Source organism: Methylosinus sp. C49 (assembly GCF_009936375.1).
Lineage (GTDB): Bacteria > Pseudomonadota > Alphaproteobacteria > Rhizobiales > Beijerinckiaceae > Methylosinus.
The window spans coordinates 2,288,129-2,310,473 of the sequence record NZ_AP022332.1 but is presented as its reverse complement, the minus strand read 5'-3'; the positions used below and the strand labels follow the sequence as shown (position 1 = coordinate 2,310,473).

The window sequence follows — 22,345 nt, the reverse complement described above, 5'->3', positions numbered from 1 at the left end:
GCTCCTGTTAGGCGTTTTGCGAGGCGCCCGCGGACTGAGAGCCCTGCTGAGAGACGAGATCCTTCAGCAGCGCGTCGACGCTCGATTGCGCGGCGCTGGAATCGCCGCTCTTGGCCGCCGTGATCAGCGTCTTCAGATCGTCGACGATCGTCGAAGAAGAATCTGTCGTCGTCGAGGACGATGAGGCGGTCGATGACGTGGAATCGGTCGAGGATGTCGACAAGAGCGAGTTGAGATCGCTCTCGAGGCTCGTGGCGGAGCTCTTCTGCGTCGTCGTATCGCCAGATTGCACCGCGTTCAGAAGCGTCGCCAGATCGGAGACGAAGGAGGAGGCGGTCGAATCCGAGCTGTCGGAAGAGGAAGAAGACGGCGGCGGGGGCGGCGGAGGCGGCGCGCTCAAATGGCTCTCGATCGTCTTGGCCGTCGATTGCGCGGTCGTCGTATCGCCGGACTGCACCGCCGAGACCAGCGTCTGCAAATCGGAGAGGAAGCCGGAGGCGCCGTCCGAAGAGGATGACGCGCTCGACGAATTCGTGCTCGACGAGGATTGCGACAACAGGCTCTGAAGGCTCGACGCTGCGGTCTTGGCGGCGTCCGTATCGCCCGAGTCGACCGCCTTCAACAGATTGGCGACCGTCGAAGCGAAGCCCGAATCCGACGAGGAGGACGTCGAATCGCCGCTGTCGCTGGACGAGCCGGAGTCGCTGGCGAAGAGCAGCGAAGCGAGCTGGCCGGAGCTCGGGCTGCGGAAATCGATCGCCGAGCTGGGATCGACCGCGCTGGTCTGCGTCGTGGAGGTGGAGCTCGTCGTCGCCGAAGCGCTCGCGGCGGTCGCCGCTGTCGTGTCGTCGACGTCTTTCGTGTGACGGGAATGATGATGATAGGCGGTCTGCACCGCGCTGGAGGCGAGGCTCGATATGGACATTCTGCGTATCCTGGAAGGAGAGCGGACGCGCGCGACTGTCCGCGCGCCGCCTTACGCAAAACTTACCAACGCTCGCCATCCGGAGGCTATATCGCGCAGAAATACTTGTAAAATCGGGCGCTTTCTCTCCATATCCGAAGAGTATCGGAATATTTCTATAATATATATGCTATGCTCCACTCTCGTTACGCGCGGCGAGCTTGCGCTCCCAATCCAGCGCCTGGCGCACGATCGTCTCGAGATCATCGTGACGCGGCGTCCAGCCGAGGCGCGAGCGGATGCGGTCATTGGCGGCGACGATGGCGGCGGGATCGCCCGGCCGGCGGGCGGCGAAATCCACCTTGAAATCGACGCCGGAGACGCGCTTGACCGTTTCGATCACCTCGAGCACCGAGAAGCCATGCGCATAGCCGCAATTGCAGACGAGGCTCTCCCCGCCCCCGCGCAAATGGCGCAGCGCGTCGAGATGGGCGCGGACGAGATCGGTGACATGGATATAGTCGCGCAGGCAGGTGCCGTCGGGCGTCGGATAATCGGTCCCGAACACCTGCATGCCGGGGCGCAGCCCCAGCGCCGCCTGCACAGCCACCTTGATGAGATGCGTCGCCTTGGGCGTCGATTGGCCGGAGCGGCCTCGAGGATCGGCGCCGGCGACATTGAAGTAGCGCAGCGCTACATAAGCCAGATCATGCGCGCGCGAGACATCCTCGAGCATCCACTCGACCATCAGCTTGGAGCGGCCATAGGGCGAGACCGGCTTCAGGCTCTCGTCCTCTGTCACCGGATTATGCTCGGGATCGCCATAGACGGCCGCGGTCGAGGAGAAGATGAAACGCTTCACGCCGGCTTCCACCGCCGCCGCCAGCAGAGCCCGCGCTTTCGCCGTATTGTTCAGATAATAGCCGAGAGGATCGGCGACGGACTCGGGGACCACGATCTTGGCGGCGAAATGAATGATCGACTGAATATCGTGCCGCGCGAAAATATCGCACAGCAGCGCCGCGTCGCCGAAATCGCCCACGATGAGCGGAACCTCTTGCGGAACCGCCCAGCGAAACCCCGTGGAGAGATCGTCGAGCACGACGACCTTCTCGCCGGCGTCGAGCAGCTCCAGCGTCATATGGCTTCCGATATAGCCGGCGCCGCCGGTCACGAGGATGGTCATTCCGCGCCCTTCCTGCTGAAGACGTCATCACGGGAAATTAACGGGCAATGGTTAAGGACGAATCCTGGCCCGGCTCGGACTAGGCGTTGGTCTTTCGCCATTGCGGGATATTCTCGGAAAATCGCTTGCGCCTTTTCCGAAACCCTGCTCGGGCGTCGCGCTCTCGCGCTCGGGTCACACTCGCTCGAAATGGACTAATCATGAGCAAACGCATTCGCAAGGCTGTTTTTCCCGTGGCTGGCCTCGGCACGCGCTTCCTCCCCGCGACCAAAGCGGTGCCGAAGGAGATGCTGACCGTCGTCGATCGTCCCGTGCTCCAGCATGTGGTGGACGAGGCGCGCGAGGCCGGGATCGAACATTTCATTTTCGTGACCGGACGCAACAAGGGCGTCATCGAGGATCATTTCGACATCGCCTATGAGCTCGAGGACACGCTGAAGAAGCGCGGCAAGATCAAGGAATATGACGCGTTGATCGCCGATCTGCCGCCCGCCGGCGCGGCCAGCTTCACCCGCCAGCAGGCGCCGCTCGGCCTCGGCCATGCGGTCTGGTGCGCGCGCGAGATCGTCGGCGACGAACCCTTCGCCGTGCTGCTGCCCGATATGGTGACGCTCGGCAACGGCCCGCAGAAAAGCCGCTGCCTCGCCCAGGCCGTCGCGGCCTATGAGGCGCATGGCGGCAATATCATCGCGGTGGAGGAAGTGCCGCCGGAGGAGACGCATCAATATGGCATCGTCTCGGTCGGCAAGGATTTCGGCGCCGCTTTCGAGATCACCGGAATGGTGGAGAAGCCGCCGAAGGGAACCGCGCCGAGCAATCTGATGATCTCGGGCCGCTATATTCTGCAGCCGGAGATTTTCGACATTCTGGCCAAGGGCGAGAAGGGCGCGGGCGGCGAGATTCAGCTCACCGACGGCATGGTGACGCTCGCAGCTTCGCAGGCCTTCCATGGCGTGCGCTTCGACGGCAAGACCTATGACACGGGATCGAAGCTCGGCTTCCTCGCGGCCAATATCGCCTTCGGCCTGACGCGCCCGGACATCGCCGACGGGCTGAAGGCGGAGATCGCCAAGCTGCTCGGCTGAATGTAACAGAAGGGCTCCCTCTCCCGCGCAGCTTCGCGGGAGAGGGAGCCGATTCGGCGCGCCTCGCGAGCGCTGGACCCGCGAGGAGAAGTCGCGGCGCGGGAGAAGGCATGAAAAAAGCCGCCTCGGCGGCGGCCTTTCTGAAACGATCACGCTGAAGAGAGGCCGCTCCGGCGAGCCGCCTCAAGCCTTGCGCTTCGGCCGCAGCCGGATAATGACGTCGCAGCCGACGATCTCCATGCCCTCGGGCGGAGCGGGAAGCTTGGCGAATTCGATGGAGCCGTCCACCACGTCGAACATGCGCTTGCTGACCTCATCCATGAAATGGTGGTGCGGCGCGGTGCGCGTGTGGAAATAGGTGCGCGGTCCCTGCACGGCGATCTCCCGCAGCAGGCCGACGTCGGCGAATTGATTGAGCGTGTTGTAGACCGTCGAGAGCGACATTTGCAGGCCGGCCTCGCGCGCTTCGGCGTGGAGCGCTTCGGCGCTCACATGGCGGTCGCCATTGCCATAGAGCAGCTTGCTGAGCGAGATGCGCTGCGAGGTGGGACGAAGGCCGGCGGCTCTCAGCTTGGCCTTCAGCTCATTCTCGTCCTTGGGAGTGCTCGCCATTTTTCCGAGTTGGATCGGCGCACGAAAATTCGTAATCATAGGGTGATGCGTCATTTCCGTTTCGCCTCAGATCCTGTCCTGCTCGCGGCTCCTTGTGGAAGTCGAGACATGCTGATTGAAAACGCAGCGCAGCGAAGTGTCAAACAAAATGGCCAAAAGTGTAAAGATTCCAAAGAATGGCCAAGCTCGCGCGCAATTTTGCGACAAGGTTTCGCCCACGCTCGCGCAACTCGACGCGACGTGTTCAGAACATTGCCCGCCATTTTCCTACTCTTTGTCCTGACGGCGATTTTCAGTCCTTGCGCGCTGGCGCAGGAAAGCGCCGGCGGTTCTGATCTCGACCTTTTCCTGCAGCGATTATGGCCACAGGCGCGCGACGCCGGCGTCTCGCGCGAGATTTTCGATTCGGCGGTCGCAGGCCTCTCGCCGGAGCCCGGATTGCTGCGGCGCCCACAGGCTCAAGCCGAGTTCACCATTTCCATCCCCTCCTATGTCTCCGGCGCGGTCAGCGCGGCGCGAGTCGCGCAGGGCCGCGCGCTCGCCGGCGAGCTCTCGACGCCGCTGGCGGCGATCGAGGAGCGCAGCGGCGTTCCGTCCGAGATCGCTCTCGCCATACTCGGGGTGGAAAGCAATTTCGGTTCCGCGACCGGCGCCGCCGACACATTGCGCGTCCTGGCGACGCTGGCCTATGCCGGCCATAGGGGGACGATCTTCTCCGATGAATTCGTCGCCGCGCTGGTCATGCTGCAGAGGGGCGACGTCACTCGCGCACGGCTTCGCGGCTCCTGGGCGGGGGCGATGGGCCAGCCGCAATTCCTGCCTTCCGCCTATCTGAAATACGCCACCAGCTATACGGGCGGCGCCGCGCCGGACATTTGGACCAACCGGCTGGATTCGCTCGCCTCCATCGCCAATTTCCTGAAATTCTCCGGCTGGGACCCGCGCCTGCCCTGGGCGGTCGAGGTCGTCCTGCCCAAGAATTTCGACTATGCCGACTTCGATCTCGATTTCGCGCAATGGCGCGCGCTGGGCCTCTCGGCCGCGAATGGCGGATCGCTGCCGGCGAGCGGGCCGGCGAGCCTCTATCTGCCGGCCGGCGCGGCCGGCCCGGCCTTTCTCATCACCGATAATTTCGAGGTGATCCGCAAATACAACACATCCGACGCCTATGCGCTGTCGATCGGCCTGCTCGGCGACCGCATCGCCGGACGCCGCGCGCCCGTCGCCCCTTGGCCGAAGAAGATCGCGGCTCTCTCCACGGCCGATTGCAAGGAGCTGCAGCGCCTGCTCGCTGCGCGCGGCTTCTATCGCGGCGCCATAGACGGCAAGCTGGGCCGCACCAGCCGCAACGCCGTCCACGCCTTTCAGCTGAGCGCGGGCGTGCAGCCGGCGGATGGATTCGCGACGAAGGAGGTGCTGGAGCGGCTCCGCCGCTGAGCCGCAGCGGCGATATGGGGCGCGAACCCTTGTAGCTGCTGACTTCAGCGTGAGAAATGAGCTATCTGTGACGCCAAAGAGGCGTCGAGCCGCTCGTCATTGGCGAGAAAAGCTCCGCTTCCCTGGAGAATCACGAGTGACGAGCGATCATATTCTGTATCTGGTGATCGCGGCCGCATGGATGCAAACAGTTGCCGCGGTCGCTTCGGCCTATTCGAAGACGATGATCCGCTTGCGGATCGCATCCACGATCGCGAATTTTCTCGGCGTCATCGTCGGCGCGACAAGCGGCAATATGGCGGTGCTGGCGCGCCACCTCATTCTGTTTCCGCTCGACCTCATGCGGCTGCGCGAGATGCGCAAGCTGGTGGCCAGCGTCAAGCACGCGGCGGATGGCGAGCTGAAGGTCGAATGGCTGAAGCCCTTCATGCATCCCAGCAAAGTGAAGGCCGGCGCGCTTTTGTTTCGCAAAGGCGAGGAGGCCGACCGCGCCTATATGCTGATCGAAGGCGAGATCGAGCTTCCAGAGATGGGAATCCGGCTGCCGCCAGGAACGCTGTTCGGCGAAATGGCCTTGTTCACCGAGGACGGCCTGCGCACGGCCTCGGCGCGCGCGCTCACCGATTGCCGGCTGCTGTCGATCACCTATGAGGAGTTCGAGCAGCTCTATTTCCAGAACCCGCAATTCGGGCTCAATCTCATTCGGCTGATCGTTCGGCGCTGTCAGGCGAACACGCAGCAGCTCGAAGCCGTCGCCTGGCGGAGACTGCCGGAGGATGTCGGCGCCTGAAGCCGAACAGCTCCGCGTCGGCAAGACGCGGCGGCCCGCGCTGGCTCTATTTCGCGGCGAGCTTCTGCACCGCCTGCAGCGGCACCTCGTCGAGGCCGGAGCCGCCCTGGGCGACATGATCGATGATGCCGGCGCGCATGCGCGGATCCCAGAATTTCTTCAAATGCTCGGCCGTGCCGGCCACCGCGTCGGAATGCCTCTGCGCGGCGAAGAACTTGCCGATCTGATTGGCCATTTTGACGAGCCGGTCGGCCGAATTATGCGACATGGGTAGAGACCTGTTCCAGAATGCGTTCGGGGTGGGTGAAGATTTCGAAGTCGCGGCCGCGCACGACCGCCACCAAGGTCATGCCACATTTCTCCGCCGTGCGCACGGCCAGAGCCGTGGGCGCGGATACTGCGGCGATAATGGGCGCCCCGATGCGGGCGGCCTTTTGCACGAGCTCGACGGAAATGCGGCTCGTCATCAGCACGACGCCCTGCGCTGCGGGAAGCTGCTGCCGCGCCAGCGCGCCGGCGAGCTTGTCCAGCGCATTGTGGCGGCCGACGTCCTCCCTCGCAACGAGCGCATCCGAATCCGGCGCCCAGAAAGCAGCGGCATGAACGGCGCGCGTCTCGCGATTGAGCGTCTGCGCGCCCGGCAGGCGCTCCATGGCGGCGATCAGCGCCGTCGACGAGACGCGCAGCGCATTGGCGAGAACCGGCAGCGGCCGGCTCGCCTGCTCTAGGCTCTCTATGCCGCAGAGGCCGCAGCCGGTCGGCCCGGCCATGGAGCGCTTGCGCGCGGCGTAGACCTCTTGCCGTCCGCCGGCGAGCCAACTGCGCAGCTCTATGCCGGCCTCCGAGGCGACGATCTCGAAATCGCCGGCCTCGTCGATAGAATCGATGAGGCCTTCGGTGAGCGCGAAGCCGATCGAGAAATCCTCGAGATCGGCCGGCGTCGCCATCATCACCGCGTGCGTCGAGCCGCCATAGGTGAAGGCGATGGGGGTCTCTTCCGGGATGGTGCGGGCGCTGTCCGACAGAGCGTCATTGCGCCGTGCGATGCACGGAACGCGAATGCCGGCGGCGGGGAGGTCCTCGTTCATCCTCGATGTGTCTCCAGCACGCGCTCCTTCTCCCGCTTGCGGGAGAAGGTGGCCCCGCAAAGCGGGGTCGGATGAGGGACCGTGCGATAGGCCATCGCCCTCGAAACCGGCCCCTATTCAATCGATGGCGCGCGATGAGACACCCTCATCCGACCCGGCTACGCCGGGCTACCTTCTCCCACGAGTGGGAGAAGGATTCGCGCTCGTCGATTCGGCCCTAGGTCATTCCGCCGCTGTCGCGATGCGACGGGCGCTCACGGAAAGCTCGCGATATTGCTCCTGCCACTCGGTCGGACCGTTGGAGGGCGAGATCTGCACCGCCGTCACCTTATATTCGGGGCAATTGGTGGCCCAATCCGAATTATCGGTGGTGACCACATTCGCCTGCGAGAGCGGGTGATGGAAGGTGGTGTAGACGACGCCCGGCGCCACGCGATCAGTGACCTTGGCGTGCAGCGTGATCTCGCCGGCGCGGCTGGCGATGCGCACCCAATCCCCGTCGCGCACGCCGCGCAGCTCGGCGTCATGCGGATGGATCTCGAGCACGTCCTCCTCGTGCCAACGGCTGTTCTCGGTGCGGCGGGTCTGAGCGCCGACATTGTACTGCGACAGGATGCGGCCCGTCGTCAGCAGCAGCGGGAAGCGCGGCCCGGTCTTCTCGTCGGTGGGGACATATTCGGTGATGACGAACTTGCCCTTGCCGCGCGTGAAGCCCTCGATGTGCATGATCGGCATGCCGTCCGGCGACGCGTCATTGCACGGCCATTGCACCGAGCCGACCTCATCGAGCATCGCATAGGAGACGTTCTTGAAGGTCGGCGTCAGAGCGGCGATCTCGTCCATGATCTCGCTCGGATGCGCATAGTTCCAATCGAGGCCGAAGGCCTTGGCGAGCATTTGGGTGATCTCCCAATCGCCATAGCCGTTCTTCGGGCTCATCACCTTGCGGATGCGCTGAATGCGGCGCTCGGCGTTGGTGAAGGTGCCGTCCTTCTCCAGGAAGCTCGCGCCCGGCAGGAACACATGGGCGTAATGCGCGGTCTCGTTCAGAAAGAGATCCTGCACGATGACGCATTCCATCGCCGAGAGAGCGGCCGAGACATGCTTCGTGTCCGGATCGGACTGGAGAATGTCCTCGCCCTGGCAATAGAGCCCCATGAACTCGCCGGCGATCGCCGCATCGAACATATTGGGGATGCGAAGGCCCGGCTCATTGTCGAGCTCCACGCCCCAGGCCTGCTCGAAGGACTGGCGCACGGCGTCGTTGGAGACGTGGCGATAGCCCGGCAGCTCATGCGGGAAAGAGCCCATGTCGCAGGAGCCCTGCACATTGTTCTGTCCGCGCAGCGGGTTCACGCCGACGCCGCGGCGGCCGAGATTGCCAGTCGCCATTGCGAGATTGGCGATAGCCATCACAGTGGTCGAGCCCTGGCTGTGCTCGGTGACGCCGAGGCCATAATAGATGGCCGCGCGGCCGCCGGTGGCGTAAAGGCGCGCCGCGGCGCGAATCTCTTCCGCCGGAACGCCCGAGAGCTTCTCGACCTCTTCCGGGCTGTTGCGATCGTCGGAGACGAAAGCCGCCCAATCCTGGAACTCGTCCCAATCGCAACGTTCGCGCACGAAGGCTTCATTGACGAGGCCTTCCTTGACGATCACATGCGCCAGAGCGGTGACGACCGCGACATTGGTGCCGGGCTTCAGCGCCAGATGATGATCGGCCGAGATATGGGGCGAGCGCACCAGATCGATGCGGCGCGGATCGACGACGATGAGCTTGGCGCCCTCGCGCAGGCGCTTCTTCATGCGCGAGCCGAACACAGGATGCGCGTCGGTCGGATTGGCGCCGATGACGAGAATGACGTCCGACTCGTCGACCGAGTCGAAGTCCTGCGTGCCGGCCGAGGTGCCGAAAGCCTGGTTGAGGCCATAGCCGGTCGGCGAATGGCAGACACGCGCGCAAGTGTCGGTGTTGTTGTTGCCGAAGCCGGCGCGGGTCAGCTTCTGGACGAGATAGGTCTCCTCATTCGAGCAACGCGAGGAGGTGATCACGCCGACAGAACGCTTGCCGTGCTTCTCCATGATCTTCTTGAAGCGATCGGCGGCGAAGGCGATGGCCTCGTCGAAGGAGACGACCCGCCAGGGATCGGTCGCCTTGTCGCGGATCATCGGCTGGGTGACGCGCTCCTTGTGCAGCGCATAGCCGTAAGCGAAGCGGCCCTTGATGCAGCTGTGGCCGTGATTGGCTTTGCCGTCCTTCCAGGGCACCATGCGGACGATCTCCTCGCCGCGCATTTCCGCCTTGAAGGTGCAGCCGACGCCGCAATAGGCGCAAGTGGTGACTTCCGAATGCTCCGGCTGGCCGACGGCGATCACCGACTTCTCGGTCAAGGTCGCAGTCGGGCAGGCCTGCACGCAGGCGCCGCAGGAGACGCATTCCGAATCCATGAAGGCTTCGGCCATGCCGGGCGAAACGCGGCTGTCGAAGCCGCGGCCGTCGATCGTCAGCGCGAAAGTGCCTTGAGTCTCCTCACAGGCGCGGACGCAACGATTGCAGACGATGCATTTCGACGGATCATAGGTGAAATAGGGATTGGACTCGTCCTTCGGCATCCAATCGAAATTCGCCTTGCCGTCGACGCGGCTGCGGGCGAACACATGGTTGGAGCCGTCATAGCCGTAGCGCACGTCGCGCAGGCCCACGGCGCCCGCCATCGTCTGCAGCTCGCAATCGCCATTGGCGGCGCAAGTCAGACAATCGAGCGGATGGTCGGAGATGTAGAGCTCCATCACGCCGCGGCGGATCGCCTTGAGGCGCGGCGTCTGCGTGTGGACGCTCATGCCCGGCAGCACCGGCGTGGTGCAGGAGGCCGGCGTGCCATAGCGGCCGTCGATCTCGACGACACAGAGACGGCAGGAGCCGAAAGCTTTCAGGCTGTCGGTGGCGCAGAGCTTGGGAATCTCCGTCCCCAGCTCCATGGCGGCGCGCATGATGGACGTGCCTTCCGGCACGGTGACCGATACGCCGTCGATCGTCAGAGTGACTTCTTTCTCCGACTTCGATGCGGGCGTGCCGTAATCGATTTCTTTGACGAGGCTCATGGCTTTGCTCCTCACTCGGCGGCGGCGGGAAGCGTCGCTTTGCGGAAATCTTCCGGGTAATGACGAAGGGCGCTCTCGACCGGATAAGGGGCGAAACCTCCGAGCGCGCAGAGGGAACCGAATTTCATCGTGTTGCAGAGGTCGGACAGCAGCTCGATATTCGCCTCCACATCGACGCCTTCGACGATCTTGTCGATCGTCTCGACGCCGCGGGTGGAGCCGATGCGGCAGGGCGTGCACTTGCCGCAGCTCTCTATGGCGCAGAACTCCATGCCGAAGCGCGCCATCTGCAGCATATCGACGGTGTCGTCGAAAACGACGAGGCCGCCATGGCCGATGAGGCTGTCGTGCTTCTGGAACGCCTCATAGTCGAAGGGCGTGTCGAACAGCGACGGCGGCACATAGGCGCCGAGCGGGCCGCCGCATTGCACGGCGCGCACCGGACGCCCGGTCAGCGTGCCGCCGCCGATGTCGTTGACGATCTCGCCCAGCGTCAGACCGAAGGGGGTCTCGTAGAGGCCGCCGAACTTCACATTGCCGGCGATCTGCAGCGGCATGGTGCCGCGCGAGCGGCCGACGCCGAAAGAGGCGTAATATTCGCCGCCCTTGGCGAGAATGGCCGGGGCGGTGGCGAGCGTCAGCACATTGTTGACGACCGTCGGACGCCCCATGAAGCCGACATGCGCCGGCAGTGGCGGCTTGGCGCGCACGATGCCGCGATGGCCCTCGAGGCTCTCCAGCAGCGAGGTCTCCTCGCCGCAGACATAGGCGCCGGCGCCGATGCGCAGCTCTATGTCGAAGGCGAAGCCGGAGCCGCGCACATTCGGACCGAGCCAGCCGCCCTTGCGGGCGGCCTCCAGCGCTTCGGTCAGCACCTCGGCGCATTGCGGATATTCCGCCCGCAGATAGATGAAGCCCTTGCTCGCGCCGATGGCGTAGCCGCAGATGGTCATGCCCTCGATGAGGACGAAGGGGTCGCCCTCCATCACCATGCGATCGGCGAAAGTGCCGCTGTCGCCCTCGTCGGCGTTGGTGACGACATAGCGGCGGTCGGCCGGAGCGTCGGCGACCGTCTTCCATTTGATGCCGGCCGGGAAGCCCGCGCCGCCGCGGCCGCGCAGGCCGGATTTGGTGACTTCCTCGATCACCTTGGCCGGGCCGATCTCGAAGGCCTTGGCGAGGCCCTGCCCGCCGCCATGGGCGACGTAATCATCGAGATTCACGGGGTCGATAATTCCGACGCGCTCGAAGGTCACGCGCGTCTGCTTGGCCCAATAGGGATGCTCCTCGACCTTGCCGATGGAGAGCGGATGCGCGCCGCCCTTCAAGAAGCCGGCGTCGAACAGCGAAGGAACATCGGAGGGCTTCACATTGCCGTAGCCGATGCGGCCTTCCGGCGTCTCGACCTCGACGAGAGGCTCGAGCCACAGCAGGCCGCGCGAGCCGTTGCGGATGATCTGAATGGTCTCGCCGCGCGCGGCGGCCTCTTTTTCGACGGCGGCGAGGACGCGCTTGGCGCCCACCGCGAGCGCGGCCATGTCGCGGGGCACATAAACCTTGGTCATGATTTTTGCGCCTCCGACGCCAGCTCGTCCAGAATCTCCGCATCGACGCGGCCGATCGGCTCGCCGTCGTAGAGAGCGCCGGGGCTGTGAGCGCAAAGGCCGAGGCAATAGACCGCCTCCACCGTCAGCGAGCCGTCATTGGCGGTCCCGCCCCATTCGAGCTTGATACGCTCGAGGAAGTCCTTGGCGATCTTCTCCGATCCCATGGACTGACAGGACTCCGCGCGGCACAGCTTCAGCACATGGCGGCCGGCCGGCGCGTGGCGGAAGTCGTGATAGAAAGTGACGACGCCATGCATCTCGGCCCGGGAGATGTTCAGCGATTGCGCCATCTGCGGCACGACAGCCTCGGGCACATAGCCGAATTCTTCCTGGATAGCATGCAAGATAGGCAGGGCAGGACCCTCGAGCCCGAGATGGGCGTCGATGATCTCCTGCGCCCGCGCCTCGTTCCACGGAACAGCGCCAGACATTTCTTCCCCGTTCTTATCGAGCGAGCCCGTTCTTAGAGAGCGGGCCTTTCTGAGCGACAGCCGCCCATTTTAGGTAATTGCCCCAACAGTGCGCCAAAAAGTCGGCGGGATCAATAATCTGGAACGGTTATATGATAGGCGAATCCTATAGATCGCCAACAAGCTGATTCTTTGCGAGCTTCTTCGCCTCGGCGACGAGCGCGGCGACCTGCGGGATGGTCGGCTCGCGCAGCGGAACGACCAATCCGATCTCGTGGACGGCCTCCGGTTCGACGATCGGAATAGAGCGCAAGGGGGCGGCGACTCGCAGCGAGTCGACCAGCTTTTCGGGTAGGATGGTGGCCCAACGCCCTGTCTTCACATGGGCGAAGAGAACGATGACCGAATTCGATTCGAGCGCGGGCTCGGGCTCGCCGCCGGCGTCGCGGATCAGCCGCTCGACGATGCGGCGATTCTGCATGTCCGGCGTCAGCAGGCAGAGCGGAATGCGGCCGACATCGGCCCAGGTCACCTTGTCCCGATTGCCGAGCGGATTGTCGGCCGCGGTCAGCAGCCGATAGCGCTCCGAAAAGAGCGGAACGGTCCGCACCCTCCCCAGCGGCTCATTGTCGAGATAGGTGAGGCCGGCGTCGATCTCGAGATTGTCCAGCATGGACAAGATCTCGGTCGAGGAGCTGGTGAGAATGGTGAGGCGCACGCCGGGATGCTTCTCGCGAAAGGGCGTCGTCAGCGCGGGAATCATGGTCAGCGCCGTGGGGATGGCGGCGATCTTGAGCTGGCCGCCGAGCCCCTCCTTCAGCGTGCGCACCTCCTGCCGCATGGCGCGCGCGTCGGCCACGATGCGCTTGGCCCATTCCAGCACCCGCTCTCCCTCGGCGGTGAGGCTGTGGAAGCGGGAGGAGCGATTGACGAGCAGAACGCCGAGACTGTCCTCGAGCTGCTTGATCCCGGCGGAGAGCGTCGGCTGCGTCACTCCGCAGAGCTCCGCGGCGCGGGAAAAGCTCCGCTCCTTGGCGACAGTGATGAAGAATTCCAGCTTGTCGATCACTTCGCGCCCAAACTCCCTCTTCGCGCCCTCGAAGGACCGAATGGGACGCAGGAGGAACTATATACCTAAAGGCTTGGCGCGGCGAATTCATCGCTCGATCGGAGATGCTCGCGCGAAGACTGCCGAAAAGCGCGCCCCGAGCGGCGCGCCGCCGGAAAAAAAGGCAGTTGACCTTGTGCGCCGCACAAATCTAATACTGAGCCGCCAGAATGCTAGGAGGCTGCGCATGTCATTGACAAAAGAACATTTGCTCTGGGGCTATCGCCTCATTCTCGACCGCGACCCGGAGAAGGAGGTGAATTTGGATAGCGCGAGCGGCTTCGACGACGCGCGCGCATTGCGCGAGCAGCTGATGCTTTCGCCGGAATTCATTCAAAACAATGAGAAATTGATTTTAGACCTCTATTCGAGGCTGAAAGCGCCGAAGCCTCGCGCCGTCGCCTGAGCGCCGGCGAAGCTTCACCCGATCGCCTCATCCTCGGACGTCGCCGGGGCCGCAGACGAAAATCGAGCGACCATCGCTCGACCGAAAGCAATCCCCGGCCTCTCGATCACAACAAAGGTCGTCGCCGTCAGCGCCACGACGACGATCGCGACCAATGGCAGAAGCAGCGGCAGGCTGGCCGTGTCGAGCGCCACGAGCGCGGGCGCGCCGAAGTCGAAGAGAGCAAAGAGAACGACGCCATGGAATAAGTATATTCCATAGGAGCATTCTCCGAGCGCCAGAAACGCCCGCCTCCGCAACAGGCCGAAAATATCATTGCCGCAGGCGACCGAGGCGAAGAAGAGTCCGAGAAGAAAATCCCAAGACGTCCCGTGAGGCTTGGGCGCGCACGCCAAGGCCGCGAGCAGGCCGGCCGACGCCGTCAGCATTCCCGCGCCAGAGGACGACCAGATCCGCGCCTCGTCGAGCCGCGTCGCCTCGCTGGCCAGCATCCCCATCGCGAATAATGGCGGGAACGCGAGCCAATCGAGCGCCACCCAACGCGCCATCGCCAGGCTGCCGAAAATGAGCGCCAACGGAAGCGCCGCATTCGGCGCTTTGCCGCGGAGAAGATCATAGGCGATCGCCATCAGCGGCAGGCCGAAGAGATAGAAGGCCCACTCATATTTCAGCGACCACAGCACATAGGCGTCTATGCGGCCGCTGTCGGCATGGCCGAGGAGCGGCGGCTGGCCCACGGCCGCCACCCAGCTCAGCAGCGGCGTGAAAACCGTGTCCGGCCGAATGGAATAATCCTGCGTCCAAAGAATGATCAGACATGTCGCCACGACGGAAGCGGCGACCAGCGGCGTCAAACGGAAGAAACGACCGACCCATAAAGCCGCTATTCTGGAAATATGAAATCCCTCCAGCGCGACGCGATGAAATAGAAAACCTGTGATCATGAAGAATATCGACACGCTGCCGCCGCCAAGATTTTCCAGAAACAGGACCGTCGGCCGCTCCCAGCTCCCGCCGAGCTGTGTCGCCTGCATCCAGATCACGAAATGATGCATCATCACCGAGAGCGCCAGCAGGCCTCGCAACCCGTCTATTCGGCCGTTCCGCCCGGGCGACGAAGAAAGGGGAAAGCCGCAACGAAGGAGGAGGCCGCCCGCCGCGAAGGCGGCGAGATAGGCGAGCCCGATCCCAACGCCGATCATGCCCAATGGATAGACCAATGCGCCCTCCCCGGACCCTTGTCCGCGGCGCGGAGTTTCGACCGGAACGCCGGCGCAAGGCAACGGCTCCGCCCGCGTCCGGCGCCGGAATAGGCAGAAACGCGCGGCCTCGCTCGCCATGACGGCGGGCTTGGGCTATCTCTGCGCTCGCACACCGGAATCGAATCCCCAAGGGCAAAGATGAAACGCGCTCTGTCGGTCACGAGAGAAGAGAATTTCGCGCAATGGTATCAGGCCATCGTCGCCGAGGCCGATATGGCCGAGACGAGCCCGGTGCGCGGCTGCATGATCGTCAAGCCCTGGGGCTATGGCGTCTGGGAGCTGATCCAGGGCGCGCTCGACCGGCGCATCAAAGAGACCGGCCACGACAATTGCTATTTTCCGCTGTTCATCCCCATGAGCTTCATCGCTCAGGAGGCGAGCCATGTCGAAGGCTTCGCCAAGGAGATGGCGGTCGTCACCCATCACCGGCTGAAGGCGGTGGACGGCAAGCTCGTCGTCGATCCCGACTCCAAGCTCGAGGAGCCGCTGATCGTGCGGCCGACCTCGGAGACGATCATCGGCGACGCCTTCCGCCGCTGGGTCTCCTCGCATCGCGATTTGCCCGTGCTCATCAATCAATGGGCCAATGTCGTGCGCTGGGAAATGCGCACGCGGCTCTTTTTGCGCACCAGCGAATTCCTCTGGCAGGAGGGCCACACCGCCCATGCCGACGAGGCCGACGCGCGGGAAGAGACGCGCAAAATGCTCGAGGTCTATCGCCAGATCGTCGAGGATGTGCTGGCCGTGCCGGTGATCGCCGGCGAGAAGCCCGAGAATGAGCGCTTTCCCGGCGCCGTGAACACTTATTCCATCGAAGCGATGATGCAGGACGGCAAGGCGCTGCAGGCCGGCACCTCGCATTATCTCGGAACCAATTTCGCCCATGCGCAGAACATCCGCTTCCAGAGCGCGAGCGGCGAGCTGGAATATTGCCATACGACGAGCTGGGGCGTCTCGACGCGGCTCATCGGCGGCGTGATCATGACGCATGGCGACGATGACGGGCTGCGCCTGCCGCCCGCCATCGCCCCGCGTCAGGTGGTGATCGTGCCCATGCTGCGCGAGAAGCCCGAGGACGCCGAGGTGCTCGCCTTTTGCGACAGGCTGAAAGCCGAGCTGGACGGGCTCTTCGCTCTGGGCGCGCCTTTGCGCGCGATCGTCGACAAGAAACCGGCGCGCGCCGCCAATAAGCGCTGGGACTGGGTGCGCCGCGGCGCGCCGATCATTCTCGAGATCGGCCCACGCGACGCCGCCAACGACGTCGTGACGCTGATCCGCCGCGATCGGCTGCGCGAGGGCGACAAGATCGTCTCGTCGGCGACGCCCCGCGCGGAATTCGTGAGCGCGGTCCCTGCCCTGCTCTCGGAAATCCAGGCGGCGCTGTTCGCCGAGGCCAAGGCGCGGCTCGAGGCCAATATTCGCACCGATCTGACGAGCTTCGCCGAGATCGCCGATTATTTCGGCAAGGCGGCCGAGGACGACGAGGCCGCGGCAGCCTTCAAGGGCTGGGTGCGCGCGCCCTGGGCGCGGCCGACGGGCGCCGAGCTCGAGGAGGTGGAGACGCGGCTGAAGGCGCTGAAGCTGACGTTGCGCAATATTCCCCTGGAGCAGAGCGCGCCGAAGGGCGTCTGCGTCTTCACCGGCCGGCCGGCGGTGGAGGAGATTTTGATCGCGCGGGCGTATTGAACGCCGGGCAGGAGGGGCGGCGAGCGTAGTCCGCCACCGCCCTTCATCGCCCGTCAGCGAACCAGCAGCTCATATTCTATGTCTTGGACCATGCGCCCATAATCCATCGCGGCATGCTTGTAGCGCCCGCCGAATTTCAGCGTGTGACTTCCCGGCGCGAGCGAATGCAGCATCAGCCAAAAGCCGTCTGACGCGGCCGGATAGGCGTCGATGGGCGCCCCGCCGGTCGGAACTCGGGCGAAAATGTCGAAACAATCCGCAGTTCGAATGCGATGCGCCTCGGAGATAGGGTAAGGCGCTCCGTCGAGTTCCGCGAACAGCTCGATCGCCGTGTCATTATTGACGGCCGCGGCCTTTTGCGCTTGCGAGCAACTCATCCCGGGCATGCCCGGTCGCCTCCAGAAAGCCATGTTCACGAGCGGAAAGAATATCGGCGTCCCCGTCGGCACGACGCAACTTCGCCGCAGCTTCGACGAACCAAACCCTCCCGCCAGAAACCAAACGTCGGCCTGCTGCCCGAGGGCGCAGCGCGCGCCGGTCGTATCGGCTACCGGCCCATTTTCGCCATGCATCATGGCCCATTGCCACCAGCGCGCCGTCAATTCCGGGGTCGGCGCCGGTCCCGAGGGCGGCCCCCACGGCGCCGCCGCGGCCTGCATGGCCGAAAACAAGAACAGAATAAAACTGCGAATGAAATTTCCGGCCATCGCCGCCTCCGTTGGCCGTTGGAAATCAAGGCGCGGCCGCCGCCGATCCGGCGCCTCAGTCCCATCGACTCGAAACATTGACTGCGCCACACGCCACTATAACCTTGGGGTCGGAAGCGCGAATGGCGACTTCGACGATTATTACTCTCGAGGAATTGCACAATGAAAGCGGCGATCATGCTGGTCTGCACGTTCATGCTATGCCTCCCGGCGCTGTCCGAGCCGCTTTTTGGGGGCGCAGGCGAGACCGACCAAAATCTCGATACGCCCGAAGGACAGATTTGGAAGCGCGAGGTCTTTCGCCGGATCGAGGATCACGCGCCACGACTGAACTTGGGAAATGCGCGGGCGAAGGTCGAATTTCGCGTCGATCGATCCGGCCGTATCTATGATTTCAAGGTCCATCGCGCCAATGACGCACAAGCGCTGATCATTGCCAGCATAATGTCGTCTATCACGCTGCCGCCGCCTCCCCGATCGGCGGCCGCCGGATGCTGCTGGCTCTCGATGAACGTCACCTTCCATTGAGTGGCGCATCCGCGCCGCCTGGCCCTCGGCGGCTCATCGCGCCATCTTCGACACGGGACGCGCGACACCGACCGGAGACCGAAGCAATGGACATCCCCCCTTTCGACCCGGCGATCGCAGCGGGAGTCGCCCTGTCGACCGCCGTGACCGACGCCGTCTATGTGTTCTTCAACGCCGCGGTTTCCGAACGCCGTCGCGTCGCCGCCGCGAGCTGGAGCAGCGTCTGGTATCTGCTCTCGGCTTTCGCGGTCATCAGCTACACGTCGAACTGGGCCTATGTCCTGTTCGCCGCTCTCGGCGCCTGGATCGGCGGATTTCTGTCGATCACCGCGCTCAATCGCGTTGCCCCGCAGCGAGGCGCTCTCCGCTCCGAACGGAAAGAATGAAGCGATCGACGGGAAAGCGCGCCAAGACGCCCGCGAGTCTCGTCCGTTACACGCGCTTCGCGCTCGACACATGCGCATAGGATATTGACGGCGCTAAGCATTCCGATATTCATTAGACAGCGAGGCGCGGGCGGCGATTTTCCAGCGCTGACTTTCGTTCGAGGATCGATTCTATGAAAGCGGCGACGATTTTTATGGCTTTTCTGCTCGCGCTCTCCCAGCCGGCGGTGGCGCAATCGATTTTCGACGGGCTCGGCGGAACGGGAGACCCCGCGCGGGACGCCGCCTCGGCGGAATATGAGCAATGGAAGCGGACGATCGCCAGTCAGGCCAAAGAGCACACCTCGCGCCTTTGGCTCGGACATGGGTCTGTGACCGTGCATTTCTGCGTCGACGCCGCCGGCCGAGTGGCCGATGCGAATGTCGTGAAAGCCAGCAACAACGAACAGGCGCTCCTCGCCTTGAGCACGATTTCCTCGCTCAAATTGCCGCCGCCGCCGGCCTCGGCCCGCAAGGCGGCCGGCGGCAAGTGCCACCACTTCTCGCAGAGCTTCTATTATCATTGAGCGCGGCGAACGGGAGGCCTCGCATCATGTTTCGAGCAGTGATCGTCTTCATTTTTATCTGCGCTTCGCAATCGGCCTTCGCGCAATTCCTCTTCGGTCCCTCGGAGCGGCCCACTCTGGCCGCCTGCATGGCGATCCCGGAAAACAAGGTCTGGATACAGACCGTCACCCGCCAGCTCCGCGAACGCGCGCCGAAGCTCAATCTGGGACGCGGGACAGTGACCATCAAATTCCATGTCGATTTCAGAGGCCGCGTCACCAGAGCCTCTCTCTCGAACTACGACAATAACGCCCGCGCGCTGGTCGCGGCGGGCATGATCACCTCGCTGAAGCTGACGCCGCCGCCCGACGACATGGACACCGACTGCCGCGACTTCGAGCAGACCTTCAACTTCCATTGACCGCTTCGGCGGGCGGCTCGGCGGACGACGAAACCTCGCGCGCCTATCGGTCGCATCCAAATTGAATTATCACGACCGATATAAGCTTTTCATTCTGCCCGACCAGAATTGGCGGCCCGGCTAGCCGAGCACACGGCAGCCGCGAATTGGACGGCCGCGCCTACGCCGGCTCGCCGAAGTTGGAACGAATTTTGATCGTCCGGGCGTACTAACCGTTGTCCATAACGGCGCTTTTCGGCGTCCCGAAACGGCGCAGAGCGCGTTTACGCCACATTCGGCCCATATTCGGGCCGTCCTTGGAGCGAGACTATGTCTCGAATCGAACGCGCGGCCGCAAAACGGCCGAGGTCGAGGCCGATCGGATGAACATGAGCGCGAAACCGACCCTACGCAGCTTCCTCGCCGTCGCCGCCATTATCGCGGCGTCGGGGGCGTCGGCGGCCCCTTCCGTCGTCATCGACGTCGCCAGCGGGCAGGTGCTGGAGCAAGAGCAGGCGACCCAGAGCTGGTATCCCGCCTCGCTGACCAAGCTGATGACCGTCTATGTGGCGCTGGACGCGGTGCGAGCCGGGCGCATTCAATATGACACGCCGATGATCGTCTCGCCCCGCGCGCTCTCCATGGCGCCGTCGAAAATGGGCTTTCCGGTCGGTTCGGAAGTGACGCTGCGCAATGCGCTGGTCATGCTGATGGTCAAATCGGCCAATGACATAGCGGTCACTATAGCGGAGGGTGTCTCCGGCTCGGTCGAGGCCTTCGCCGATGAGATGAACCGCGCCTCGGCCAAGCTCGGCATGCGCGAATCCTATTGGGCCAATCCCAACGGCCTGCCGGATGACCGGCAAGTGACCTCGGCGCGCGATCTCGCCCTTCTCGGCCGCGCGCTGCTGACGGAATTTCCCGAATCCGCGGGCTTTTTCAACATTGGCGCGATGCAGCTCGGCCGGCAGATCCATCCGACCCACAACGGCCTGCTCGGCCGTTATCCCGGCGCGGACGGCATGAAGACCGGCTTCACCTGCCCCGCCGGCTATAATCTCGTCGCCAGCGCCACCCATGGCGGGCAAAAGCTCATCGCCGTGGTTCTGGGGGCGCCCACGGCGGCCGCCCGCACGGCCAAGGCCGCCTCTCTGCTCGATCGCGCCTTCATGACCGGCTCGCCCTCGGGCTCCGTCGCCTCTTTGCCGACCTTCGGGGTCGGCCAGGCGCCGGACATGCGCGACAGCGTCTGCCGCCATCGCGGCAAGGCCAACGCCGAATATATGGCCGAGGTCGAGGATATGAATGTCGCCATTCCACGCGAGAACGGCTCGACCGATCAGGTCAGCGTCAAGACCATCGCCGCTTTGCCCCGAGCGCGCTTCGAGCCGACGCCAGTGCATCTCGGCCGCGCTCCCGGCTATGAGGGTCCGGTCGCCGGCGTGCGCGATCCTGGCACGCCGGTCGGCTCGCCCTCGACTGTCACCGCCTACGCCCATGAGCCGCCGGCCGCCGCCGCCTCGCCGATCAGCCGCCCTGCGCCCGACGCGCTCTCCATGCGCCACAGCCGCAAAGCGGCGGTAAAGGCCGCGCATGCGCCGACCAAGGAAAAGACAGCCAAGGCGAAGAAGACCCCACCGCAGGAAGCCGCCATCGAGGCGGAGGTGACGGAAAAGCCCGCGGCGAAGCCCGCACCCGCCAAGTCTGCTCAGGGCAAGCCCGCCCAAGGTAAGAATGTCGCCGCCAAAACGTCGGCGAAGGCTCCTGCCAATGCGTCGGCGAAGTCTCCCGCCAAGGCCGCGGCGAAGACGCCGGGCAAGAGCGTCTCCGCCAAGAACGACAAGCATGCGATCGGCGATCACGCGCCGCTGCGCCAAGACAATGAGCAATGATTCGACAATGACCGAGCGTTCCGAGCCCCGTCGCCCGCCGCCGCCCATTCCGCTGACGATCCTCACCGGCTTTCTCGGCGCCGGCAAGACGACGCTGCTGAACCGTCTGCTCGCCTCGCCCGAGCTCGCCGACACGCTCGTGCTCATCAATGAGTTCGGCGAGGTCGGCATAGATCATCTGCTGGTCGAAAATGTCGAAGGCGACATGATCGTCATGAGCTCGGGCTGCATCTGCTGCTCGATCCGCGGCGATCTGGTCGCCGCGCTCGAGGACGCGCTGCGCAAGCTCGACAATGGGCGCATGCGCCCCTTCCGCCGCGTCGTGCTGGAGACGACCGGGCTCGCCGATCCGGCGCCCATTCTCCACACCATCATGTCGCATCCCTATCTCGCGCTGCGCTATCGGCTGGACGGCGTCGTCTCGCTGGTCGACGCAGTGAATGGCGCCGCGACGCTGGACGCGCATGAGGAGGCGGTGAAGCAGGCCGCCGTCGCCGATCGGCTGGTCATCACCAAGACCGACCTTCCCGAAGGAGCCGACCGGCTCGAGGAGCTGGATCAGCGCCTGGCGCGGCTCAATCCGGCGGCGCGCCGGCTCATCGCCGCGACAGGAGAGGCGAGCCCCGCCGCTCTGCTCGACTGCGGTCTCTTTGACGCCTCTGGCAAGATTCCGCAGGTCGCCAAATGGCTCAATGACGAGGCGGTCGCCGCGGCGCATGAGGCGCATCACCATCATCACGATCACCATCACCACGATCGTGACCACCACCACGGCCATGCGCATCAGGACGTGAATCGCCACGACGCGCATATTCGCGCCTTTTGCATCACGAGCGACGCGCCGCTCAGCCCTCAGGCTTTCGACATGTTCGTCGAGATCTTGCGGCAGGCGCATGGTCCGCATCTCCTGCGCGTGAAGGGAATCGTCGGCCTCACCGACGATCGCGAGCGGCCGGTGGCCGTGCATGGCGTGCAGCATATCTTTCATCCGCCGCATCGCCTCGCCGCCTGGCCGGACGCCGATCGGCGCACGCGGCTCGTCTTCATCGTCAAGGATCTGGACCCATCCTTCGTCGAGAAGCTCTACGCCGCCGTCGCGGGAATTCCGGCGCCGGACACGCCGGACGCCGCCGCGCTGCAAGATAATCCGCTTGCCCCCAAAAACGCCGGCCTGCTAGGCTGACGCGGGGCAAGCGCTGGAATCGC

22 protein-coding genes are annotated in these 22,345 nt (G+C 64.4%); 11 read left to right on the top strand and 11 right to left on the bottom strand.

The annotated features are described in order from the left end of the window. Positions 1-7: 7 nt before the first annotated feature. A complete protein-coding gene (locus tag GYH34_RS10940; RefSeq protein WP_161913608.1) occupies positions 8-925 on the bottom strand; it encodes a hypothetical protein in 918 nt (305 codons plus the stop codon). 169 nt (positions 926-1,094) lie between these two features. Continuing rightward, positions 1,095-2,090 carry a UDP-glucose 4-epimerase GalE gene (gene galE / locus GYH34_RS10935; protein WP_161913607.1) on the bottom strand — a complete coding sequence of 332 codons (996 nt, stop codon included), beginning with the start codon at positions 2,088-2,090 and terminating at the stop codon, positions 1,095-1,097. 200 nt (positions 2,091-2,290) lie between these two features. On the opposite strand from galE, the gene GYH34_RS10930 reads away from it, so the two are divergent. Next, complete coding sequence (locus GYH34_RS10930) at positions 2,291-3,175, top strand: UTP--glucose-1-phosphate uridylyltransferase (RefSeq protein ID WP_161913606.1); 885 nt, start codon at positions 2,291-2,293, stop codon at positions 3,173-3,175. 183 nt (positions 3,176-3,358) lie between these two features. On the opposite strand, the gene irrA is transcribed toward GYH34_RS10930, so the two are convergent. Then, complete coding sequence (gene irrA / locus GYH34_RS10925) at positions 3,359-3,787, bottom strand: iron response transcriptional regulator IrrA (RefSeq protein ID WP_197745425.1); 429 nt, start codon at positions 3,785-3,787, stop codon at positions 3,359-3,361. 252 nt (positions 3,788-4,039) lie between these two features. On the opposite strand from irrA, the gene GYH34_RS10920 reads away from it, so the two are divergent. Continuing rightward, the gene (locus GYH34_RS10920; RefSeq protein WP_244635044.1) at positions 4,040-5,224 is read left to right on the top strand and encodes a lytic murein transglycosylase; all 1,185 of its coding nucleotides are present in this window, start codon (positions 4,040-4,042) and stop codon (positions 5,222-5,224) included. Positions 5,225-5,360: 136 nt separating this feature from the next. Next, a complete protein-coding gene (locus tag GYH34_RS10915; RefSeq protein ID WP_161913603.1) occupies positions 5,361-6,014 on the top strand; it encodes a cyclic nucleotide-binding domain-containing protein in 654 nt (217 codons plus the stop codon). A gap of 46 nt (positions 6,015-6,060) precedes the next feature. Here the strand turns inward: GYH34_RS10915 and GYH34_RS10910 are convergent, their stop codons facing one another. The 6 genes from GYH34_RS10910 to GYH34_RS10885 all read right to left on the bottom strand — a co-directional run bounded on the left by GYH34_RS10910 (position 6,061) and on the right by GYH34_RS10885 (position 13,287). Next, positions 6,061-6,282 (bottom strand): formate dehydrogenase subunit delta, encoded by a 222-nt coding sequence (locus GYH34_RS10910; RefSeq protein WP_161913602.1) that lies wholly within the window; start codon positions 6,280-6,282, stop codon positions 6,061-6,063. Further along, positions 6,272-7,102, bottom strand: a complete 831-nt coding sequence (gene fdhD, locus GYH34_RS10905; RefSeq protein ID WP_161913601.1) for a formate dehydrogenase accessory sulfurtransferase FdhD — start codon at positions 7,100-7,102, stop codon at positions 6,272-6,274. Before fdhD ends, GYH34_RS10910 begins: the two co-directional genes overlap by 11 nt. 222 nt (positions 7,103-7,324) lie before the next feature. Further along, positions 7,325-10,201 carry a formate dehydrogenase subunit alpha gene (gene fdhF, locus GYH34_RS10900; protein ID WP_161913600.1) on the bottom strand — a complete coding sequence of 959 codons (2,877 nt, stop codon included), beginning with the start codon at positions 10,199-10,201 and terminating at the stop codon, positions 7,325-7,327. Positions 10,202-10,212: 11 nt separating this feature from the next. After that, positions 10,213-11,766, bottom strand: a complete 1,554-nt coding sequence (locus tag GYH34_RS10895) for an NADH-quinone oxidoreductase subunit NuoF (protein ID WP_161913599.1) — start codon at positions 11,764-11,766, stop codon at positions 10,213-10,215. Further along, on the bottom strand, positions 11,763-12,239 hold the full coding sequence (locus GYH34_RS10890) for a formate dehydrogenase subunit gamma (RefSeq protein WP_161913598.1): 477 nt from the start codon (positions 12,237-12,239) through the stop codon (positions 11,763-11,765). Before GYH34_RS10890 ends, GYH34_RS10895 begins: the two co-directional genes overlap by 4 nt. A 145-nt stretch (positions 12,240-12,384) precedes the next feature. Then, complete coding sequence (locus GYH34_RS10885) at positions 12,385-13,287, bottom strand: LysR family transcriptional regulator (RefSeq protein ID WP_161913597.1); 903 nt, start codon at positions 13,285-13,287, stop codon at positions 12,385-12,387. Between GYH34_RS10885 and GYH34_RS10880 the strand changes: the two genes are divergently transcribed. Beyond that, positions 13,262-13,732 carry a hypothetical protein gene (locus GYH34_RS10880; RefSeq protein WP_161913596.1) on the top strand — a complete coding sequence of 157 codons (471 nt, stop codon included), beginning with the start codon at positions 13,262-13,264 and terminating at the stop codon, positions 13,730-13,732. The two genes, GYH34_RS10885 and GYH34_RS10880, sit on opposite strands and share 26 nt — an antisense overlap. Before the next feature lie 14 nt (positions 13,733-13,746). Here GYH34_RS10880 and GYH34_RS10875 read toward each other — a convergent pair whose 3' ends face one another. Beyond that, entirely contained in the window at positions 13,747-14,952 is a 1,206-nt protein-coding gene (locus GYH34_RS10875; protein ID WP_161913595.1) for an acyltransferase, read from the bottom strand. 180 nt (positions 14,953-15,132) lie between these two features. Here GYH34_RS10875 and proS point away from each other — a divergent pair, with 180 nt between their 5' ends. After that, complete coding sequence (gene proS, locus GYH34_RS10870) at positions 15,133-16,680, top strand: proline--tRNA ligase (protein WP_161913594.1); 1,548 nt, start codon at positions 15,133-15,135, stop codon at positions 16,678-16,680. Between the two features lie 53 nt (positions 16,681-16,733). On the opposite strand, the gene GYH34_RS10865 is transcribed toward proS, so the two are convergent. Further along, positions 16,734-17,066 carry a hypothetical protein gene (locus GYH34_RS10865; RefSeq protein WP_161913593.1) on the bottom strand — a complete coding sequence of 111 codons (333 nt, stop codon included), beginning with the start codon at positions 17,064-17,066 and terminating at the stop codon, positions 16,734-16,736. A gap of 483 nt (positions 17,067-17,549) precedes the next feature. Here GYH34_RS10865 and GYH34_RS10860 point away from each other — a divergent pair, with 483 nt between their 5' ends. The 6 genes from GYH34_RS10860 to GYH34_RS10835 all read left to right on the top strand — a co-directional run bounded on the left by GYH34_RS10860 (position 17,550) and on the right by GYH34_RS10835 (position 22,322). Continuing rightward, on the top strand, positions 17,550-17,915 hold the full coding sequence (locus GYH34_RS10860; protein WP_161913592.1) for a TonB C-terminal domain-containing protein: 366 nt from the start codon (positions 17,550-17,552) through the stop codon (positions 17,913-17,915). Between the two features lie 86 nt (positions 17,916-18,001). Beyond that, positions 18,002-18,301 carry a hypothetical protein gene (locus tag GYH34_RS10855; RefSeq protein WP_161913591.1) on the top strand — a complete coding sequence of 100 codons (300 nt, stop codon included), beginning with the start codon at positions 18,002-18,004 and terminating at the stop codon, positions 18,299-18,301. A gap of 173 nt (positions 18,302-18,474) precedes the next feature. Next, complete coding sequence (locus GYH34_RS10850; RefSeq protein WP_161913590.1) at positions 18,475-18,867, top strand: energy transducer TonB; 393 nt, start codon at positions 18,475-18,477, stop codon at positions 18,865-18,867. A gap of 26 nt (positions 18,868-18,893) precedes the next feature. Beyond that, entirely contained in the window at positions 18,894-19,268 is a 375-nt protein-coding gene (locus tag GYH34_RS10845) for a hypothetical protein (protein WP_161913589.1), read from the top strand. 368 nt (positions 19,269-19,636) lie between these two features. Further along, a complete protein-coding gene (locus GYH34_RS10840; RefSeq protein ID WP_161913588.1) occupies positions 19,637-21,139 on the top strand; it encodes a D-alanyl-D-alanine carboxypeptidase family protein in 1,503 nt (500 codons plus the stop codon). 7 nt (positions 21,140-21,146) lie between these two features. Then, positions 21,147-22,322: a GTP-binding protein gene (locus GYH34_RS10835; RefSeq protein WP_161913587.1), complete on the top strand. Its 1,176-nt coding sequence runs from the start codon at positions 21,147-21,149 to the stop codon at positions 22,320-22,322. Positions 22,323-22,345 lie beyond the last annotated feature (23 nt).

Coding starts and splice junctions, on each gene's coding strand:
- GYH34_RS10940 (WP_161913608.1), bottom strand. CDS start 925: ATGTCCATATCGAGCCTCGCCTCCAGCGCGGTGCAGACCGCCTATCAT.
- galE (WP_161913607.1), bottom strand. CDS start 2,090: ATGACCATCCTCGTGACCGGCGGCGCCGGCTATATCGGAAGCCATATG.
- GYH34_RS10930 (WP_161913606.1), top strand. CDS start 2,291: ATGAGCAAACGCATTCGCAAGGCTGTTTTTCCCGTGGCTGGCCTCGGC.
- irrA (WP_197745425.1), bottom strand. CDS start 3,787: ATGGCGAGCACTCCCAAGGACGAGAATGAGCTGAAGGCCAAGCTGAGA.
- GYH34_RS10910 (WP_161913602.1), bottom strand. CDS start 6,282: ATGTCGCATAATTCGGCCGACCGGCTCGTCAAAATGGCCAATCAGATC.
- fdhD (WP_161913601.1), bottom strand. CDS start 7,102: ATGAACGAGGACCTCCCCGCCGCCGGCATTCGCGTTCCGTGCATCGCA.
- fdhF (WP_161913600.1), bottom strand. CDS start 10,201: ATGAGCCTCGTCAAAGAAATCGATTACGGCACGCCCGCATCGAAGTCG.
- GYH34_RS10895 (WP_161913599.1), bottom strand. CDS start 11,766: ATGACCAAGGTTTATGTGCCCCGCGACATGGCCGCGCTCGCGGTGGGC.
- GYH34_RS10890 (WP_161913598.1), bottom strand. CDS start 12,239: ATGTCTGGCGCTGTTCCGTGGAACGAGGCGCGGGCGCAGGAGATCATC.
- GYH34_RS10880 (WP_161913596.1), top strand. CDS start 13,262: ATGAAGAATTCCAGCTTGTCGATCACTTCGCGCCCAAACTCCCTCTTC.
- proS (WP_161913594.1), top strand. CDS start 15,133: ATGAAACGCGCTCTGTCGGTCACGAGAGAAGAGAATTTCGCGCAATGG.
- GYH34_RS10865 (WP_161913593.1), bottom strand. CDS start 17,066: ATGCCCGGGATGAGTTGCTCGCAAGCGCAAAAGGCCGCGGCCGTCAAT.
- GYH34_RS10860 (WP_161913592.1), top strand. CDS start 17,550: ATGAAAGCGGCGATCATGCTGGTCTGCACGTTCATGCTATGCCTCCCG.
- GYH34_RS10855 (WP_161913591.1), top strand. CDS start 18,002: ATGGACATCCCCCCTTTCGACCCGGCGATCGCAGCGGGAGTCGCCCTG.
- GYH34_RS10850 (WP_161913590.1), top strand. CDS start 18,475: ATGAAAGCGGCGACGATTTTTATGGCTTTTCTGCTCGCGCTCTCCCAG.
- GYH34_RS10845 (WP_161913589.1), top strand. CDS start 18,894: ATGTTTCGAGCAGTGATCGTCTTCATTTTTATCTGCGCTTCGCAATCG.
- GYH34_RS10840 (WP_161913588.1), top strand. CDS start 19,637: ATGAGCGCGAAACCGACCCTACGCAGCTTCCTCGCCGTCGCCGCCATT.
- GYH34_RS10835 (WP_161913587.1), top strand. CDS start 21,147: ATGACCGAGCGTTCCGAGCCCCGTCGCCCGCCGCCGCCCATTCCGCTG.